The sequence below is a fragment of the Antarctobacter heliothermus genome, from assembly GCF_900188425.1.
Classification (GTDB): Bacteria; Pseudomonadota; Alphaproteobacteria; order Rhodobacterales; family Rhodobacteraceae; genus Antarctobacter; species Antarctobacter heliothermus.
Genome location: NZ_FZON01000001.1, coordinates 1 through 15,908 on the forward strand (window position 1 = coordinate 1; position 15,908 = coordinate 15,908).

Annotated in this window: 18 protein-coding genes, 1 tRNA gene and 1 pseudogene; 2 read left to right on the forward strand and 18 right to left on the reverse strand. The window is 62.3% G+C overall.

Annotation, left to right across the window (positions count from 1 at the left end):
* The 14 genes and pseudogenes from CHB90_RS00005 to iscR form a co-directional block, all read right to left on the reverse strand.
* A pseudogene (locus CHB90_RS00005) lies at positions 1-232 on the reverse strand (IS21 family transposase); the annotation flags it as partial.
* A gap of 382 nt (positions 233-614) precedes the next feature.
* On the reverse strand, positions 615-1,067 hold the full coding sequence (locus CHB90_RS00010) for a hypothetical protein (RefSeq protein WP_141135776.1): 453 nt from the start codon (positions 1,065-1,067) through the stop codon (positions 615-617).
* Positions 1,068-1,285: 218 nt separating this feature from the next.
* Positions 1,286-1,362 (reverse strand) — tRNA-Arg (locus CHB90_RS00015).
* Positions 1,363-1,502: 140 nt separating this feature from the next.
* The gene (locus CHB90_RS00020; protein WP_089275769.1) at positions 1,503-2,513 is read right to left on the reverse strand and encodes a methyltransferase; all 1,011 of its coding nucleotides are present in this window, start codon (positions 2,511-2,513) and stop codon (positions 1,503-1,505) included.
* A gap of 115 nt (positions 2,514-2,628) precedes the next feature.
* Positions 2,629-3,849 carry a cysteine desulfurase gene (locus tag CHB90_RS00025; protein ID WP_089275770.1) on the reverse strand — a complete coding sequence of 407 codons (1,221 nt, stop codon included), beginning with the start codon at positions 3,847-3,849 and terminating at the stop codon, positions 2,629-2,631.
* Positions 3,842-4,426, reverse strand: a complete 585-nt coding sequence (locus tag CHB90_RS00030; RefSeq protein WP_089275771.1) for a YIP1 family protein — start codon at positions 4,424-4,426, stop codon at positions 3,842-3,844. Before CHB90_RS00030 ends, CHB90_RS00025 begins: the two co-directional genes overlap by 8 nt.
* Entirely contained in the window at positions 4,423-4,932 is a 510-nt protein-coding gene (locus tag CHB90_RS00035; RefSeq protein ID WP_089275772.1) for a YIP1 family protein, read from the reverse strand. Before CHB90_RS00035 ends, CHB90_RS00030 begins: the two co-directional genes overlap by 4 nt.
* Before the next feature lie 3 nt (positions 4,933-4,935).
* Positions 4,936-6,216, reverse strand: coding sequence for a Fe-S cluster assembly protein SufD (sufD, locus tag CHB90_RS00040; RefSeq protein WP_089275773.1), 1,281 nt, complete (start codon positions 6,214-6,216; stop codon positions 4,936-4,938).
* Positions 6,216-6,971 carry a Fe-S cluster assembly ATPase SufC gene (sufC, locus tag CHB90_RS00045; protein WP_089275774.1) on the reverse strand — a complete coding sequence of 252 codons (756 nt, stop codon included), beginning with the start codon at positions 6,969-6,971 and terminating at the stop codon, positions 6,216-6,218. The genes sufD and sufC overlap by 1 nt, the downstream gene beginning before the upstream one ends.
* Before the next feature lie 83 nt (positions 6,972-7,054).
* On the reverse strand, positions 7,055-7,366 hold the full coding sequence (locus CHB90_RS00050) for a heavy metal-binding domain-containing protein (RefSeq protein ID WP_089275775.1): 312 nt from the start codon (positions 7,364-7,366) through the stop codon (positions 7,055-7,057).
* 73 nt (positions 7,367-7,439) lie between these two features.
* Positions 7,440-7,661, reverse strand: a complete 222-nt coding sequence (locus CHB90_RS00055) for a hypothetical protein (RefSeq protein ID WP_089275776.1) — start codon at positions 7,659-7,661, stop codon at positions 7,440-7,442.
* Positions 7,661-9,193, reverse strand: a complete 1,533-nt coding sequence (gene sufB, locus CHB90_RS00060; protein ID WP_089275777.1) for a Fe-S cluster assembly protein SufB — start codon at positions 9,191-9,193, stop codon at positions 7,661-7,663. The genes CHB90_RS00055 and sufB overlap by 1 nt, the downstream gene beginning before the upstream one ends.
* A gap of 15 nt (positions 9,194-9,208) precedes the next feature.
* Complete coding sequence (locus tag CHB90_RS00065) at positions 9,209-10,312, reverse strand: cysteine desulfurase family protein (RefSeq protein ID WP_089275778.1); 1,104 nt, start codon at positions 10,310-10,312, stop codon at positions 9,209-9,211.
* A 3-nt stretch (positions 10,313-10,315) separates the two neighbouring features.
* On the reverse strand, positions 10,316-10,783 hold the full coding sequence (gene iscR, locus CHB90_RS00070; protein ID WP_089275993.1) for a Fe-S cluster assembly transcriptional regulator IscR: 468 nt from the start codon (positions 10,781-10,783) through the stop codon (positions 10,316-10,318).
* Positions 10,784-10,970: 187 nt separating this feature from the next.
* Between iscR and CHB90_RS00075 the strand changes: the two genes are divergently transcribed.
* Positions 10,971-11,624, forward strand: a complete 654-nt coding sequence (locus CHB90_RS00075) for an alpha/beta hydrolase (protein WP_089275779.1) — start codon at positions 10,971-10,973, stop codon at positions 11,622-11,624.
* Positions 11,625-11,633: 9 nt separating this feature from the next.
* Positions 11,634-11,915: a hypothetical protein gene (locus CHB90_RS00080; RefSeq protein WP_089275780.1), complete on the forward strand. Its 282-nt coding sequence runs from the start codon at positions 11,634-11,636 to the stop codon at positions 11,913-11,915.
* A gap of 88 nt (positions 11,916-12,003) precedes the next feature.
* On the opposite strand, the gene CHB90_RS00085 is transcribed toward CHB90_RS00080, so the two are convergent.
* From CHB90_RS00085 to CHB90_RS00100, 4 genes are all read right to left on the reverse strand, one after another.
* Entirely contained in the window at positions 12,004-12,432 is a 429-nt protein-coding gene (locus CHB90_RS00085; RefSeq protein WP_089275781.1) for a DUF1801 domain-containing protein, read from the reverse strand.
* A 45-nt stretch (positions 12,433-12,477) separates the two neighbouring features.
* A complete protein-coding gene (gene lpdA / locus CHB90_RS00090; protein ID WP_089275782.1) occupies positions 12,478-13,872 on the reverse strand; it encodes a dihydrolipoyl dehydrogenase in 1,395 nt (464 codons plus the stop codon).
* A gap of 90 nt (positions 13,873-13,962) precedes the next feature.
* Complete coding sequence (locus CHB90_RS00095; RefSeq protein WP_089275783.1) at positions 13,963-14,544, reverse strand: DUF924 family protein; 582 nt, start codon at positions 14,542-14,544, stop codon at positions 13,963-13,965.
* A 99-nt stretch (positions 14,545-14,643) separates the two neighbouring features.
* On the reverse strand, positions 14,644-15,906 hold the full coding sequence (locus CHB90_RS00100; protein ID WP_089275784.1) for an MFS transporter: 1,263 nt from the start codon (positions 15,904-15,906) through the stop codon (positions 14,644-14,646).
* Positions 15,907-15,908: the final 2 nt, after the last annotated feature.

Below are 15,908 nucleotides of genomic sequence, written 5' to 3' on the forward strand. Positions count from 1 at the left end.
GCTTGGGCTTCCGCGCGTTTGTCGCCAGCATCTCGTCGAGTTCGTCCTTCCAAGGACCGATCTTCGGCTGCGGCTGGACGGTCCGCTCGTAGGTGTGCTCGGTCGCACCGGACCGGATCACCTTGCGCACCGTGTTCCGTGAAATCCGCAGTTCCCGGCAGATCTGCTTGATCGGCTTCTTGTCCTGAAAATACGCCCGACGGATCTTCGCAATCGTCTCCACAACCAACATCCCACACTGTGCTCCCCGATAGCCTCGGGAGCATCATCCACATCAGTGTAAGGGGGTCATTGTTGGACGCCGATCACCCCGTTACGGGGTCAAAATTGCATGCCTGTTCACAATCGCGGACAGCGGGCCGTTTCTGCGCCTTGAAATAGCCAGCTGTCGAGATTCCAGCCGCGTCACATGCGGCGCTGATTGTCATGCCGCGACGGATGCGCAGTCCGATCGCCTTACGCAACTTCGCGGAGATCCGGGGGGACGGGGCGGGGAGTGCTGCAAGGTGTGTCATACAGCAGAGTTTACTGCAGGAAGTGGCTCGGCTGCATGCACCCATCTTGGCATCGGTTTCTGCGGCCTTGGCCTCCACGATCCCGGCGGCACAGGAACGCTAGTCCTCAAAATGAAAAAATGAAAAATCCCGTGGGCACAAGTGGACTAGAGGTTTCGCGCGCCCGAATTTTACCCCCGCCCCCTTCGGTTTCCGTGTGTAAGAGATCGAAGGGGGGGTGTTTCCTTTGTCAGGTTTCGGGCGCAGGCCACTCATTCCGGCTGCGGATTGCCATAGCCGCAGAACAAGCCGCAAACCGGGATCGCACATGGCAGCCTCAAACTCCGGCGATCCTTCGGGCATACTCGGCTTGAAGTACTCCCAAGCGACGTGCGCCAATCCTTGCGCATCGTGGAGGGTTTGCGGTCGGCACGCCAGCATGGTTTCCAGCGCCGCCGCCTTACGCCTTTGCGCCGCCTTGGTTTCGGGCAGACCAAAGTCACCGCCGCCGGGCAATTCAATCGAGGCCCGCAGATCACGCCGGGCAGCCCGCCACTTGTCGTAGGCTTCCATGTTCGGCTCTGGGCAAATCGTGTCATGGTTCATCGCGCTGCCTAGCGGCAGGGTTTGTCTCGGTTCGGATGGGTCGCGGGTGTTTGCCTTCGTCATGTCGATTCCTTTCCGATATCGAACTCGGAAGAATGCGCCAGTTTACAGGTCAGCCATCTTCCCTCCGGCTTCCCCATCGCAAAAGCAGTCAACACTTCATACGCGTAAGTTATTGGAATGATTGGCGCACCCAAGAGGATTCGAACCTCTGGCCTCTGCCTTCGGAGGGCAGCGCTCTATCCAGCTGAGCTATGGGTGCGTGCTGGCGGCTGTATAGACCCAAGGGGCCGACCTCTGCAACGCCTTACTGACAGCCTGAAAATCAGAAGCTGACATTTTTGCGCGGCGCGGGCAACCGTGCAGCCTCTCGACACCCTGCCCCTCTGCGCCCGCGCCTTGTCAGGGCTTGTGCGCCTGCGCCAGCATGGTCATTTCCGGGATCAGCGGCGCGACGGTTATTCCGGCGAATCCGGCCCCCGCCAGTGCCCCGTCCAGCCACCCCGCATCCAGCGAGCGGGCCTCGGGCGTGAATGCGGTATGTTGCAACTGCCAGAGCGCGGCCAGGGACGGGCCGGTCCGGTCCTCGTGGACCACAAAATCATGGATCAACACGATCCCGCCCGGATTGAGCACCTCGAACGCCTGCCGGATCAGCCGCGCATGGGTGTCGCCCGGAACGCCCGACAGCAGATAGGACATCATCACCACATCCTGCCCCTGCGGCCAGGGTGTTTCCAGCGCGTTGCCCTCCAGATAGGTGATCCGGTCGGTCAGGCCCGCCTTGTCCACATATGTGCGCCCCAGCGCAGCGACATTGGGAAACTCCAGTATCGTCGAGGTCAGTTCCGGGTTCGCCTTGCACAGGGTGATGTCAAAGGCCGCCGTGCCGCCGCCCAGATCCAGCATCTTGTGCTTGCCGGACAGATCCAGCGCCCTGACCAGTTGCCGCGCCGGGCCCAGTGACCCGGAATGCTGGCTTTCGGAATACAGCCGCGCCTGCTCGGGGTCGGAAAACCAGTCGGCATAGGACGCGGTTGCATCCTCGGCCATGGTACCGGCCAGCGCATCGCCCAGTTGATCCATCAGCGGATACATCTGCCGCCCCACCTGCAGGCGCAGATAGTCGGAAAAATCGTACTTGGCCCCCTGCACCAGAAACGCCTGCGCGGCAGGGGCGTTGGAAAACCGGTCCTCATCAACCGCGACCAACCCCATACCCGCCAGCGCCGTCAGCAAGGTCGTCACCCGGTCTTCATGTATCTTTGACACCTGCGCCAACTCGGTCGCCGTCATCGCCCCCTCTGCCAGATGGGTGAAGATCCCGAGTTCGAGCGCCGCGAACAGCGCCTTCGACCCCATGAATCCAAATGCGATTTGCGAAATTTCGTCAGCGTCGGTCAAAAGCGACATGCGGCTCTCCGTGGCAGTTGCGGTGCCGCCAACCTGCCAAGACGCCGCCCGGAATTGAACCCCCGTTCAGAAAAAGACCTGAACGAGGGCGCACCATGTCTAGAAAACCGGCAGTCTAGCCGAAAAGGTCGTGTGCCAGCTCCAGCGCATCCACCAGCGCGTCCACCTCTGCCGTGGTGTTATAGAGGCCAAAGCTGGCCCGGCAGGTTGCGGTGACGCCCAGGAAATCCATCAGCGGCCCGGCACAGTGATGCCCCGCCCGCACCGCGACCCCCTTTTTGTCGAGGATGGTCGAGATGTCATGCGCATGGCCTGCCCCCTGCATCGTAAAGGAGAAAATCGCCGCCTTGTCAGGCGTCGCCCCCTGCACGCTGAGCCAGTTCAACCCGTCCAGACGGGTCCGCGCGTAGTCGCGCAGCGCAGTCTCATGGGCGGCGATGTTGTCCATCCCCAGCCCCATCATGTACTCCAGCGCGACGCCAAGACCGATCTGCTGGACAATGCCGGGCGTTCCTGCCTCAAACTTCATCGGCGGATCGTTCCAGGTGATCTCATCCTTGTGGACCTCACGGATCATGTCGCCGCCGCCCATGAAGGGGCGCATTTCATCCATCCGGGCGCGACGCATCCAGATCGCGCCAGACGCCGACGGGCCATACAGTTTATGCCCGGTGATGGCGTAGAAATCACAGCCGATGTCCTCGACATTGACCGGCATGTGGACCGTCGCCTGTGAGCCGTCCACCAGCACCGGCACGCCCTTGGCCCGCGCACCGGCGCAGATGGTCTTGACGTCCACCACCGTACCCAGAACGTTGGACAGATGGGTGACGGCCACCAGCTTGGTCTTGGGGCCAATGGCGTCGATGATTTTTTGCGGGTCAAGATAGCCGGTCGAATCCACGTCGACCCATTTGATCACCACCCCCTGCCGTTCGCGCAGGAAATGCCAGGGCACGATATTGGCGTGATGTTCCATCACCGACAGCACGATCTCATCGCCCGGCTGCAGGTTGGGCATCGCCCAGCCATAGGCCACCATGTTGATGCCCATCGTGGTGCCAGTGGTATAGACGATCTCTTCGGGGTCTTTGGCGCCCAGAAAGCGCGCGATGATCTCTCGGACGCCTTCATATTTCTCGGTCGCAAGGTTCGACAGATAGTGCAGGCCCCGGTGGACGTTGGCGTATTCCTCGGCATAGCCGCGTGTCACCGCGTCAATCACCACCTGAGGTTTTTGCGCCGATGCGCCATTGTCCAGATAAACCAGCGGCTTGCCATTCACCTCACGCGAGAGGATCGGAAAATCGGCGCGAACCGTGTCGACGTCATACATAGTCTGTCATCCCTTCGGGTGTGACCCCGGCGAGGGTCAAAAGCAGCGAGATGGCAAAAGCCATTGCAAACATGCCCAATACCAACACGGCCAAGGCGCGCAAGGGGCCGCCCAGCTCATGCGCCTCATCCAGAAAATTCACCGCGATCCAGACGCCAAGCGCCGTGGCCGCCATTGTCACCAGTCCGGCCAACATCAGCGAGATCGGGATAACCAGCAGCAATGCGCCCTGAACCAGAATGCGCAGCCCCTGCATCCAAATCATCAGCAGGGCGATTTCCTCAACCCGCGCCTTGCCTCCGAATAGCCGCCCGGTCCAGGTCAAGGCAAGGATACTGCACGCCAAGGCGCCGCCTTGCAGAACAAGCAGGATCGCCGGGTTGGACAACAGGGTCGGCGCACTGGTCGGGTCCAACAGCAAGGAACCCGAAAAGATCATCGCATTCAGCACGACAACCAGCGCAAACGCCGTCCACAGGGCCTCGCGCCCCGGACGGATCGACAACAGCAAAGCGGCGACCTCACGCGGGTTCGTCACACTTTGCAGCGCCAGTTTCAGGTAGCCGTCCAGGGTCACACCGCGCCCTCTTCGCCACCCGGTCCCGCCAGTCTGCGCGCCTCGCGCAGGCCCGTGGTCCAGAACCAGAGGAACACCCCCAGCCAAGCCGCGCCGACCAGCGTCAAGGCGCCCCCGGCCCCGATGAACCCACCGACCAGCCCATAGAGCAATGCCAGAGGCGCGGCCGCCAGCAGCGCCCAGAACAGCGACAGACGGGTTTCATATCCCCCAATCGGGCGCATCACAGCCGTCGCCACCAATTGGCTGAACCCGGCCACGACATAAAAGATCAACGGCAGAAAGATCACCGTCGCCAGCAGCGCCCCGCCAAGCGCCGGTTCCAGTTCGGTGCCTTGCAGATGCGCCTCCCGCGCCAGCCGGGGCCATTGCGCGACAAACATCACGCCGCAGGCCCCCATCAGATAGGCCAGCGCGCGTGGTTCGCTGACCCCGCGCGCCAGAATCGCGCGCAGGGTCTTGCCCGGCCTGCGATAGGTGGCGGCAATATCACGGGTGACAGGCACCGCTCAGCTGCGCCGACGGGCCAGCCAGGCCGCCACGCGTTCGACCAGTTCTTCTTGCAGGCTCTCGTCTTCGATCTCCTGCACCGCTTCGGCGATAAAGGCGATGGTCAGCAGATCCTCGGCAGTGCCGCGCGGCACGCCACGGGCCCGCAGGTAGAACAGCCCCTCCTCGTCAATCGCGCCAGAGGTCGAGCCATGCGAACAGGCTACGTCATCGGCGTAGATTTCCAATTCGGGCTTGGCAAGGAACTGACTGTCGCCGTCCAGCAACAGCGCCTGGCTGATCTGATAGCCATCGGTCTTCTGCGCGCCCGGTTTGACCAGGATCTTGCCCTGAAACACACCCGTCGCGCCATTGCGCAGCACCTTCTTGAACACCTGACGGCTTTCACAATTCACCGCGTCATGGGTGACAAAGATGGTGTCGTCATGGTGGAACGCGCCGTCCCCCATGCAGGCCCCGGCAACATGCGCCACCGCGTCGTCGCCGGTGATGTCGATCATCACCTCGTTGCGGGTCAGCATGCCGTTCACGGTCAACGTAAAGCTCTTGAACGTGCTTTCCTGCCCCAGACGGGCAAAGATATGCGTAGCGGCGCGGCGTTCATGGTCACGGCCCTGCGCGCGGATATGGTGCAGCGTGGCGCTGTCAGCCACATCGACCTCGATACACTGGTTGAACCGTGCGGCGGCGGGTCCGTTTTCAAGGATCGTCGCCTCGGCTCCGGCGTCCAGCTTGATCACATGATGCAGGATCGCGTCCGAGGTTGAATCCTCATGGCGATAAATCAGGTTGATCGGCTTTGAGACCTTGCCGGTGACGTGGATCAGCACGCCGTCGCTGGCAAAGGCAGTGTTCAACGCCGCCAGCGGACGGGCCACCGGTGTTTGACCCTGCGCCTCAAGAACGCCGTACAAGTCCTTGGCCCAATGGATATCCTTGGCCTCGGCCAGACGGTCGACAGACACGCCCTCAAGGCTCAGATCGTCGGAGTCGGCGGCGGAAAACACGCCGTCCACAAAGACGATCTTCAACCGGTCGCGCGCGGCAAACAGCGGCGTCTCATCGTCCTGATCCAGAACGGCAGCGGCAGGCGCATCCGCCGTGACCAGCGTATCAGGCCGGGTGTATTTCCAGTATTCATCGCGCGCGGTGGGCAGACCCATGGCGCGCAGACGCGCCAGCGCGTCCTGCCGCGCCGGATCGCTCCAGCCGCCTTCCGGCAGGGCCAGCGCGGACAGCCGCGCCTCGGTTGCGTCCAGTTTTGCTTGTGGCAGTGCCATTACGCGACCTCCGCAAGAATGTCGGCATAGCCGTTCTTTTCGACCTCAAGCGCCAGTTCGGGCCCGCCGGTCTTGATGATGCGGCCATCGGCCATGATGTGCACAACGTCCGGTTTGATGTGGTCCAGCAGGCGCTGGTAGTGCGTGATGACTAGAAACCCGCGCCCGGAGTCGCGCAGCGCGTTCACTCCGTCCGCCACCAGCTTCATCGCGTCCACGTCAAGACCCGAGTCGGTCTCATCCAGGATGCACATCCGGGGTTCCAGCATCGCCATCTGCAGGATCTCGTTGCGCTTTTTCTCACCGCCCGAAAAGCCGACATTGACCGGGCGCTTGAGCATCTCGGCGTCGATCTTCAGCGACTTGGCCTTTTCGCGGATCACCTTGAGGAACTCGGCAGAGGACATTTCTTCCTCACCGCGCGCCTTGCGCTGTGCGTTCACAGCCGTGCGCAGGAAGGTCATGTTGCCGACGCCGGGGATCTCGACCGGGTACTGGAACGCCAGGAACAGACCGGCGGCGGCGCGTTCTTCGACGTCCATGTCCAGCAGGTCTTTGCCTTCCAGCGCGGCAGATCCCTCAGTGACCTCATAGCCATCCTTGCCGGACAGGACATAGGACAGGGTCGATTTGCCAGAGCCGTTCGGCCCCATGATCGCATGCACCTTGCCCGCCTCGACGGTCAGGTCGACGCCCTTGAGGATCTGCTTGTCCTCTTCTTCAAGTTTGACGTGCAGGTTCTTGATTTCCAGCATTTTTTGTCCTTCTCAAGTCAGGTCCGTCGCGCACCTTTGCCAATGGGCGGGCGCGATCGTGTTCCATGGGTTGGGGTGGTGGATCAGTCGATCACCACCGCTGTGCCGCTGGCAGAAACCATCAGCATGTTGTTGATCACTTCATAATCTAGGTCGACGCCCACCACGGCCGTGCCACCAAGGGCGGCGGCCCGGTCTTCCAACTCGCGAAGTGCGGTTTCGCGGGCTTCTTGCAGGCTGGCCTCATAGGCACCCGACCGGCCACCGATGATGTCGGTGATCCCGGCAAAGATATCGCGGAACACGTTTGCCCCAAGAATGGCCTCACCCACCACAATGCCCTTGTAGGCGGTGATGCGGCGGCCTTCTATGGCTGGGGTCGTGGTGACAATCATCTTTCAACTCCAAGATCTTGCGACGCGCTTCTCAGGCAAGAGATACCGGTCAAAAGGCCCATCCGCGCTGTCGCTACAGCGGCCGCCAATGGCCCCAAAGATTGCAGTGCCGCGTGGCAAACAGGCTGGGTTCACAGTCACGGACCTGCATGGCCATTTCCACGTCAATGCCGTGAATCAAGGTCGGGTCGTACAGCGGACCGGCGGCCAGCGCCGGTTCCTGCAAGCCAACGCCGCCGACCAGCATCATGATGCCCGCCAGCGCAAGCAGCCCCATACCCAGCCCGCGCCGCATCAGCCCACGGACCCTTCAAGCGAGATTGCCACCAGTTGCTGCGCCTCCATGGCGAATTCCATCGGCAGCGCCTGCAACACGTCGCGGCAGAACCCGTTGACCACAAGGGCCACGGCCTCTTCCTCGTCCATGCCGCGCTGGCGGCAATAGAACAACTGGTCGTCGTCCACCTTGGAGGTGGTCGCCTCATGCTCGACCCGCGAAGAGTTGTTCTTGACCTCGATGTACGGCACCGTGTGCGCCCCGCATTTGTCGCCGATCAGCAAAGAGTCGCACTGGGTATAGTTGCGCGAATTTTTCGCCTTGGGGTGCATCGACACCAGACCGCGATAGGTGTTCTGCGCCACGCCCGCGCTGATGCCCTTGGACACGATGCGTGACCGGGTATCCTTGCCCAGATGGATCATCTTGGTGCCGGTATCGGCCTGCTGGTGGTTGTTGGTGATGGCGATGGAATAGAACTCACCCTGGCTTTCGTTGCCGCGCAGGATGCAGGACGGGTATTTCCACGTCACCGCAGAGCCGGTTTCCACCTGTGTCCACATCACCTTGGCCCGGTCGCCCCGGCAATCGGCGCGCTTGGTGACAAAGTTGTAGATGCCGCCCTTGCCCTCTTCGTTGCCGGGATACCAGTTCTGCACCGTGGAGTATTTCACCTCGGCGTCTTCCTCGACGATGATTTCCACCACAGCTGCGTGCAGCTGGGCCACGTCGCGCTGCGGCGCGGTACACCCTTCGAGGTAGGACACATAGCTGCCCTTGTCGGCAATGATCAGCGTGCGCTCGAACTGGCCGGTGTTTTCCGCGTTGATGCGGAAATAGGTCGACAGCTCCATCGGGCAGCGCACACCCGGCGGCACGTAAACAAACGACCCGTCAGAAAAGACGGCCGAGTTCAGCGTGGCGTAAAAGTTGTCCGACACCGGCACGACCGAGCCAAGGTATTTCTTGACCAGTTCGGGATGCTCGCGGATCGCCTCTGAGATCGAGCAAAAGATCACGCCCGCCTTTTTCAGTTCCGCCTGAAAGGTGGTGCCAACGGACACGGAATCGAACACCGCATCCACCGCCACGCGGCGCTCGCCTTCCTTGGCCTCGGCCGGGGTAGCCTCCGCGCCCTCGACGCCCGCAAGGATCATCTGCTCTTTCAGCGGAATGCCCAGTTTCGCGTAGGTTTCCAACAGCTTGGGGTCGACCTCATCCAGCGACTTGGGCTTTTCGGTCATCGACTTGGGCCGGGCGTAGTAATACTGGTTCTGAAAGTCGATTTCCGGGTATTCAACCATCGCCCAGTCCGGCTCTTTCTTCTGCAACCAGCGCTCATAGGCTTGCAGTCGCCAGTCAGTCATCCACTGGGGTTCTTCGTTCTTTTCCGAGATCAGACGCACGATGTCCGGCGTCAGCCCCTTGGGGGCGTATTCCATCTCGATGTCGGTTTCCCAGCCGTGTTTGTAGGTGCTGACCGATTTGACGGCATCGACCGTCTCCTGGTCGACACCTTCCTTGACTGTCACTTCATCGAAAGCCGCCATCGGGTTTCCTCTCTTTCATGCGGCCCGCGCGCGGTGCCGCTGGTATTTGCTGATCCAGGCGTCGCAAAAGCGCGCCACGTCGTCTTCTGTTGTCTCCAGACCCAGGCTCACCCGGATGGCGCTGCCCGAAATCTGGTCGTCGTATCCCATCGCCTCCAGCACGCGGCTCCGGCGGACCTTGCCGCTGGAACAGGCGGACCCGGCGCTGACCGCAAAGCCTGCAAGGTCCATCTGCATGACCTGCGTCTCACCCTTCCAGCCGGGGGTCGCAAGGCACGCGGTGTTTGGCAAACGGACCGAGTCTTTCCCGACAGAAATAGTCACCTCAGAGGCAGCCTCAAGAGATTCTTCTAGAATGTTTCTAAGTTTTTCGACTCCGCGCCATCTTTCTGCCGCGACGTCACCCTGCGCCGCCTCAGCCGCCGCGCCGAATCCGGCGATGCCGATGACGTTTTCCGTGCCGCTGCGCCGCCCCATCTCCTGCCCGCCGCCCCTGAGGATGGCCTGCGGGTCGTCACGGGTGAAATTGATGAAGGCGCCGACACCCTTGGGGCCGCCGATCTTGTGCGCCGACAGGATCATGTAGGCCGGTTTGCGCCCCTCGGGGTAAAGCACCGGCACCTTGCCCGCCATCTGGGTGATGTCGCAGACAACGGCCCTGTCCCCATCACTGGCCACGACACAGCGGTCCGGCATCATGATCCCGGTCTCGCTGTTCGCCGCAGACATGGCCACCAGAGCCGCCTGCCCGTCCAGCAGTTCCAGCCCGCCAACCGTACCGTCCGCGTGGTGCAGCGCGGGCAAATCGAGCTCGGACCAGACATTCAGGCAGTCGTGTTCCGTCGGCAAGGCCGCAAAGACCCCGCCATGTCGGTCCTTTTGCGCCACCGCCAGGGCCGCCGCCTCTGTCGCCGATCCGGTAAAGATCACCTGCGACGTCAGGCAGCCCACCAGTGCCGCGACCTGCGCGCGCGCCGTCTCGACCACACCCTTGGCGGCGCGCCCCTCGGCATGGACTGATGAGGGGTTGCCCGTCACATCCATCGCCGCGATCATTGCCGCGCGCGCCTCGGCGCGCAGCGGCGTGGTCGCATTGTGATCAAGATAGACGCGCGCCATGTCCTACTTGTCCTCTTCGTCGACCACCGCAAAGATGGACGGAACCGCCGGACAGGGCGCCAGCGAGTTTTCGACCACGTCCGACAACCGTGTCTGATGCAAAAAAACGTAGACATGCGCCGACAGGCTTTGCCACAGGCGGTTGGTCATGGATTGCGCGCGGCTGCCCGACAGCCCGCCAGAGGCGCCCGCACCCACATGCATCGCGTCCACCGTCTCATCTACGGCGGCCAACACCTCGACCACCCGGATCTCTGCCGGGGGTCGCGCCAGACGATACCCGCCACCCGGCCCGCGCACGGATTCCACCAGTCCTGCCCGCCGCAGCTTGACGAACAATTGCTCCAGATAGGGCAACGACACGTCCTGCCGCCGGGAAATATCACCCAAGGTGACAAGCCCGTCAGAGGGCTGCATCGCGATATCTGTCAGCGCGACCATGGCGTAGCGACCTTTGGTACTCAACTTCACGGCAGTTTCGCCCCTCATCGCGGCGGCAATTGACCTTGTCCGTTCAATTGCCTATCTGCTTCCCAGCCCGGAACACGCCGGAGCCAATTTAGAAACCTTCTAAAGTAGCCGCGTGTTTTGGTCAAGAATGCCAAGGCGTCCAGTTGGGCCGCCCTTCAAATAGATGTGTAAGGAGCTGCGCCGCCCCATGCCCGAGGTGATATTTCCCGGACCCGAAGGCCGTCTCGAAGGCCGCTATCATCCGCAAAAAGACCGCGATGCCCCCATCGCGATCGTTCTGCATCCGCACCCGCAGTTCGGCGGGACGATGAACAACAAGGTGGTCTACAACCTCCACTATGCGTTCTACAACATGGGCTTTACCGTGCTGCGGTTCAATTTCCGTGGCGTCGGTCGCAGCCAGGGCGAATACGATCAGGGCGTCGGCGAATTGTCCGATGCGGCCTCGGCGCTCGATTACCTGCAGTCGATGAACCAGAACTCCAAGCATTGCTGGGTGGCCGGGTTCTCGTTCGGGGCATGGATCGGGATGCAACTGCTGATGCGGCGGCCCGAAATCACCGGGTTTGTCTCTGTGTCTCCGCCGGCCAACATGTATGACTTCAGCTTCCTTGCGCCCTGCCCGTCGTCCGGTCTGGTCATCAACGGCACCGCCGACCGCGTGGCGCCACCTGCCGACACCCGGTCACTGGTTTCCAAGTTGCATGAGCAGAAGGGGATCAAGATCACCCATCAGGAGGTCGAGGGGTCCGGGCACTTCTTTGAAGAGCCGCACATGGACACGCTGATGGAATCGGTATCCACCTATGTAAAGCGGCGCCTGACCGAAAACACCCGCTGAGGAGCGCCCATGTCCGTCGTCGATGAACTGGCAGACAAGCTCGCCCGCGACACGATCAAGGCGATGGACGTGCTTGGGGACGAAAACCTGCCCGATCAGGTGGCGGCGGTGTTGGGGGCGTCCTCGCCCTCGTCCGAGGAAATATTTCGCGCCGCCGTTCGCATCCGTCTGGCCGAACGGCGCGCCCGCAACTTTCTGAACGACCACGTCCAAAAGGCGCTGGACGCCAAAAAGCGCGGCGAGTCCGTGCCACAGGCGCTGGCTCCGGGGTCGGACAACGAAAACCTCTGATCTGACAGACGCGGCAGCGACAAGCCGTAAGGCCGCCGTCAAGGCAATAAGATACGCGTCAATCGTGATGCGCTGCCCGAGAGATGTTTCAGCTTGCCTCGACCGGCCAATAGCCAGCCAAATCCTTTAGTCCCGCCCGGATCAATTCGGCCAAAACGTCCAGATCCACCTTCGACAATGCGCCAAGATACAGGCAGGATTTGCCCAGTTTATGCGGCCCAAGCCGGGACAGGATCGTGCTGTAATCCGCGTATCCGGGCATGATGTAGACCACCATTTTCGCCTTTCGCGGCGCGAACCCGGTGGCCAGACTCTGCCCCGAATGGCCGCTGGCATAGGTGTAGGCATAGCGCCCATAGCCCACCATGGACGTGCCCCAAATGACCGGCTGCCACCCCGTGACCTTGCGAAACACCGCGTCCAGAATCAGCGCATCCTCGCGCCGCCGCGCCGGTTCAACCTGGCTCAGAAACTCCGCAACCGGAGCATCCGAGGGCACTGTCATCCGATCCGCCATTCTGTCGATCTCCCAAACAACGGTCCCCGCCGTGCCGCACCCCGGTCAGAAATGGATGGCGCGCCCCCAGGCATCCAGCACGGATTCGTGCATCATCTCGCTCAGTGTCGGGTGCGGGAACACGGTCTGCATCAGGTCCGCCTCTGTCGTTTCCAACTGGCGGCCCACAACATAGCCCTGGATCAGTTCCGTCACCTCGGCCCCGACCATATGCGCGCCCAACAGCGCCCCGCTGGCCGCGTCAAAGACGGTTTTGACCATGCCTTCGGGTTCTCCCAGCGCGATGGCCTTGCCGTTGCCGATGAACGGGAACCGCCCCACCTTGATGTCAAAGCCCTGCGCCCGTGCCTGCGCCTCAGTCAGACCGACAGAAGCGATCTGCGGCTGGCAATAGGTGCACCCGGCGATGCTGTCCGGGTCCACTGCGTGCGCGTCCTGCCCGGCGATCAGTTCGGCCACCATGACCCCCTCATGGCTGGCCTTGTGCGCCAGCCAGGGCGCGCCCGCGATGTCGCCGATGGCATAAATGCCGTCGACCCCGGTGCGGCACATCGGGTCGGTCACGACATGGGACCGCTCCACCCGGACGCCCATGTCCTCCAGCCCTAGACCTTCTACATTTCCAACAATACCCACAGCCGAAATCACTGTATCCACGGTGATCTTTGACTTATCCCCATTTTCATCCACATGCGCGACAACCGCATCCTTGCCGCGATCCAACTGGGTGACCATGGCCCGCTCAAGGATCGTCATGCCCTGTTTCACAAACTGCTTTTTCGCAAATGCGGCGATCTCTTCGTCCTCGACCGGCAGGATGCGATCCATGACCTCGATCACCGTGACCTCGGCCCCCAGGGTGCGGTAGAAACTGGCAAACTCGATGCCGATGGCCCCGGACCCGATCACCAGCAGTTTCGACGGCATCCGCGACGGCACAAGCGCGTGTTTGTAGGTCCAGACCCGGTCGCCATCCGCCTCCAGCCCGGGCAGTTCGCGCGCCCGCGCGCCGGTGGCCAGCACCACATTGGCGGCCTCCAACACCTGTTCACCCTTGTCCGTGGTAACATGCACCCGCCCCGGCCCGTCCAGCCGCGCGGTGCCCATGAGCGTTGTCACCTTGTTCTTTTTCAGCAGGTGCCCGACGCCCGAAGACAGCTGTTTCGCCACCCCGCGAGAGCGTTGGACCACCGCGTCCAGATCATAGCCCAGGCCCTCGGCCGACAGGCCAAATTCCTTGGCGCGCTGCATCAGGTGGAAAACCTCGGCCGACCGCAACATCGCCTTGGTCGGAATACAGCCCCAGTTGAGACAGATGCCGCCCATATGCTCACGTTCGACCACCGCCACGCGCAAGCCCAGTTGCGCGCCCCGGATGGCCGCGACATAGCCGCCGGGGCCCGCCCCGATCACCACCATGTCAAAGCGTTGCTCGCTCATGCCGTTCCTCCCTGCCCACATCGCAGCAAAGGCTAGCTTAGCGTGGCACGCGGGGCAATCACCCCGCGCGCGCCAGATCAGGCGTCAAATTCAGGCGGCGACGTCAGCCTGCAGGTCGCGCAGGATCTCTGCATATCCGCCATTGTCCAGAAACCCTTGTTCCGGCTGCGTGGTACGGCGCGACAGGGCCGCGTTGCGATAGGGGAAACGGCCAAAACTGCGGATCACTTCGCGGTGGACACGCGCGTGCAACAGATTGCTGTCCGACTCTGGCATCCGTTCCTTGAACAAACGCACGCAGCGGTCCTGATCACACAGGTTTTCCGCGTGCATCAGCGGCATGTAAAAGAACTGCCGCGCCGGGGTGTCGATCTTGAGATCCCAGCCGCGATGGATTGCCTGTTTCGCCGCCGCGCGCGCCACCTCGTCCGAGGCAAAGGCGCGGCGATCGTCGCGGAACATGTTGCGCGGAAACTGGTCGGCCAGAATGATATAGGCCAGCGCACCTGACGGATAGGTCAGCCACAGGCCAAAACGCCCGTCCATCAGCCCCTGCAAAGCATCGCCAAACCGCGTGCGGATCGTCTCATCCAGCGTGTCATCCTTGGCGTACCAGCCCTGCGGACCCACCTCATCCAGCCAAAAGGCCAGTATATCGTCGGGCGTGATCATCTGTTTCTCCTTTGTCACCCGTTACTCATCCCACCACGAAAGATCATTGCGCAAACCGTGGCAGGCACCCAAATCACGAATTCTGTCAGGTTCTGACACTCAGGGCTTTGGCGCGTCTGCATCGTCGTCCTGCTGGTCGATGAAATATTCCTGCGCCACCTCGACGGCAACCTGCGTCGACGACGGCATGACCGGCGCATAGGCGCCGGTGTCCCCGACAGAAGGCGCGGCCCGCTGCGTCATCCGGTACAGCGCGTAGACCGCGATGATCGTCAGCAGCGCCAGGATCAGCACGAAGAACCCGCTCGGTCCGGCAACCCCCATGACCCAGCCAATCACCAGCGGACCGGCGATGGCGCCCATGCCGTTGACAAACAGCAGCCCGGCAGAGGCGCTGGCCATGTCCTCGGGTTCCAGAAAGTCGTTGGTATAGGCAATCAACAACGAATACAGCGGGTTGGAACAGCCGCCGATCACAAAGGCCGAGGCCACCAAGACGGTGAACGACCCGCCAAGCGCCGCCGCGACCGCCGCCGCCACGGCCCCGACCGCCGCCACCAGCATGACCAGCCGCCGCCGGTCGACCCGGTCGGAAATCCAGCCCAGCGGGTATTGCAGCACCAGCGCGCCGACATAGAAAGACGCGACAAAGATCGAGATCTGGCTGAGTTTCAGGCCCACCTCAGTGGCGTAGACGGCGGCCATGCCGAACTGCGCCGAAAACACGCCGCCCAGAAAGAACATCCCCACCATGCCCAGCGGCGACACGCCATACAGCTCCCGCAGGGTCATCGGTTTGGAGGATTCAAACGCCGGTGTCGGCTGGATCGACAGCAGGATCGGCGCAAAAGAGATCGAAACCAGCACCGAGGGGATGACAAACAGCAGGAAGCCGGAGGCATCCGGCACCACCAGCAACCCCTGGCTGATGATGATGCCGCCCATCTGCACGATCATGTAGGCTGACAGGGTCTGCCCGCGCGTTTCATTGTCGGCGGCATTGTTCAGCCAGCTTTCGGCGGTCACATAAACCCCGCAAAAGCAGTAGCCCAGAATCAGCCGTCCCAGCGTCCAGGCAATCGGGTCTTGCAAGGCCGGAAACAGGATCAGCGCCGCCGAGATCAGCGACCCCAGCGCGGCAAAGACCCGGACGTGGCCGACCCGCCGGATCATCCCCGGCACCGTCCGCGAGGCGAACAGGAACCCGGCGAAATAGCCCGACATCACAATCGACATGGTGCCCGCAGAGAACCCCGCCTCTGCCCCGCGCACGCCCAGCAAAGAGCCCTGTAACCCATTGCCGATCATCAGGAGCAACATGCCGAGCAAGAGCGCCCAGGAGTTTTTCATCACATGCAACAACG

What these genes read in the sequence shown, in the direction of transcription:
- CHB90_RS00095 (WP_089275783.1), bottom strand. Translation starts at nt 14,544, where the DNA reads ATGATCACGCCCGACGATATACTGGCCTTTTGGCTGGATGAGGTGGGT.
- CHB90_RS00020 (WP_089275769.1), bottom strand. Translation starts at nt 2,513, where the DNA reads ATGTCGCTTTTGACCGACGCTGACGAAATTTCGCAAATCGCATTTGGA.
- sufB (WP_089275777.1), bottom strand. Translation starts at nt 9,193, where the DNA reads ATGGCGGCTTTCGATGAAGTGACAGTCAAGGAAGGTGTCGACCAGGAG.
- sufD (WP_089275773.1), bottom strand. Translation starts at nt 6,216, where the DNA reads ATGGCACTGCCACAAGCAAAACTGGACGCAACCGAGGCGCGGCTGTCC.
- CHB90_RS00075 (WP_089275779.1), top strand. Translation starts at nt 10,971, where the DNA reads ATGCCCGAGGTGATATTTCCCGGACCCGAAGGCCGTCTCGAAGGCCGC.
- lpdA (WP_089275782.1), bottom strand. Translation starts at nt 13,872, where the DNA reads ATGAGCGAGCAACGCTTTGACATGGTGGTGATCGGGGCGGGCCCCGGC.
- CHB90_RS00080 (WP_089275780.1), top strand. Translation starts at nt 11,634, where the DNA reads ATGTCCGTCGTCGATGAACTGGCAGACAAGCTCGCCCGCGACACGATC.
- CHB90_RS00065 (WP_089275778.1), bottom strand. Translation starts at nt 10,312, where the DNA reads ATGGCGCGCGTCTATCTTGATCACAATGCGACCACGCCGCTGCGCGCC.
- CHB90_RS00085 (WP_089275781.1), bottom strand. Translation starts at nt 12,432, where the DNA reads ATGGCGGATCGGATGACAGTGCCCTCGGATGCTCCGGTTGCGGAGTTT.
- CHB90_RS00050 (WP_089275775.1), bottom strand. Translation starts at nt 7,366, where the DNA reads ATGATTGTCACCACGACCCCAGCCATAGAAGGCCGCCGCATCACCGCC.
- CHB90_RS00010 (WP_141135776.1), bottom strand. Translation starts at nt 1,067, where the DNA reads ATGGAAGCCTACGACAAGTGGCGGGCTGCCCGGCGTGATCTGCGGGCC.
- CHB90_RS00055 (WP_089275776.1), bottom strand. Translation starts at nt 7,661, where the DNA reads ATGCGGCGCGGGCTGGGTATGGGGCTGCTTGCGCTGGCGGGCATCATG.
- sufC (WP_089275774.1), bottom strand. Translation starts at nt 6,971, where the DNA reads ATGCTGGAAATCAAGAACCTGCACGTCAAACTTGAAGAAGAGGACAAG.
- CHB90_RS00025 (WP_089275770.1), bottom strand. Translation starts at nt 3,849, where the DNA reads ATGTATGACGTCGACACGGTTCGCGCCGATTTTCCGATCCTCTCGCGT.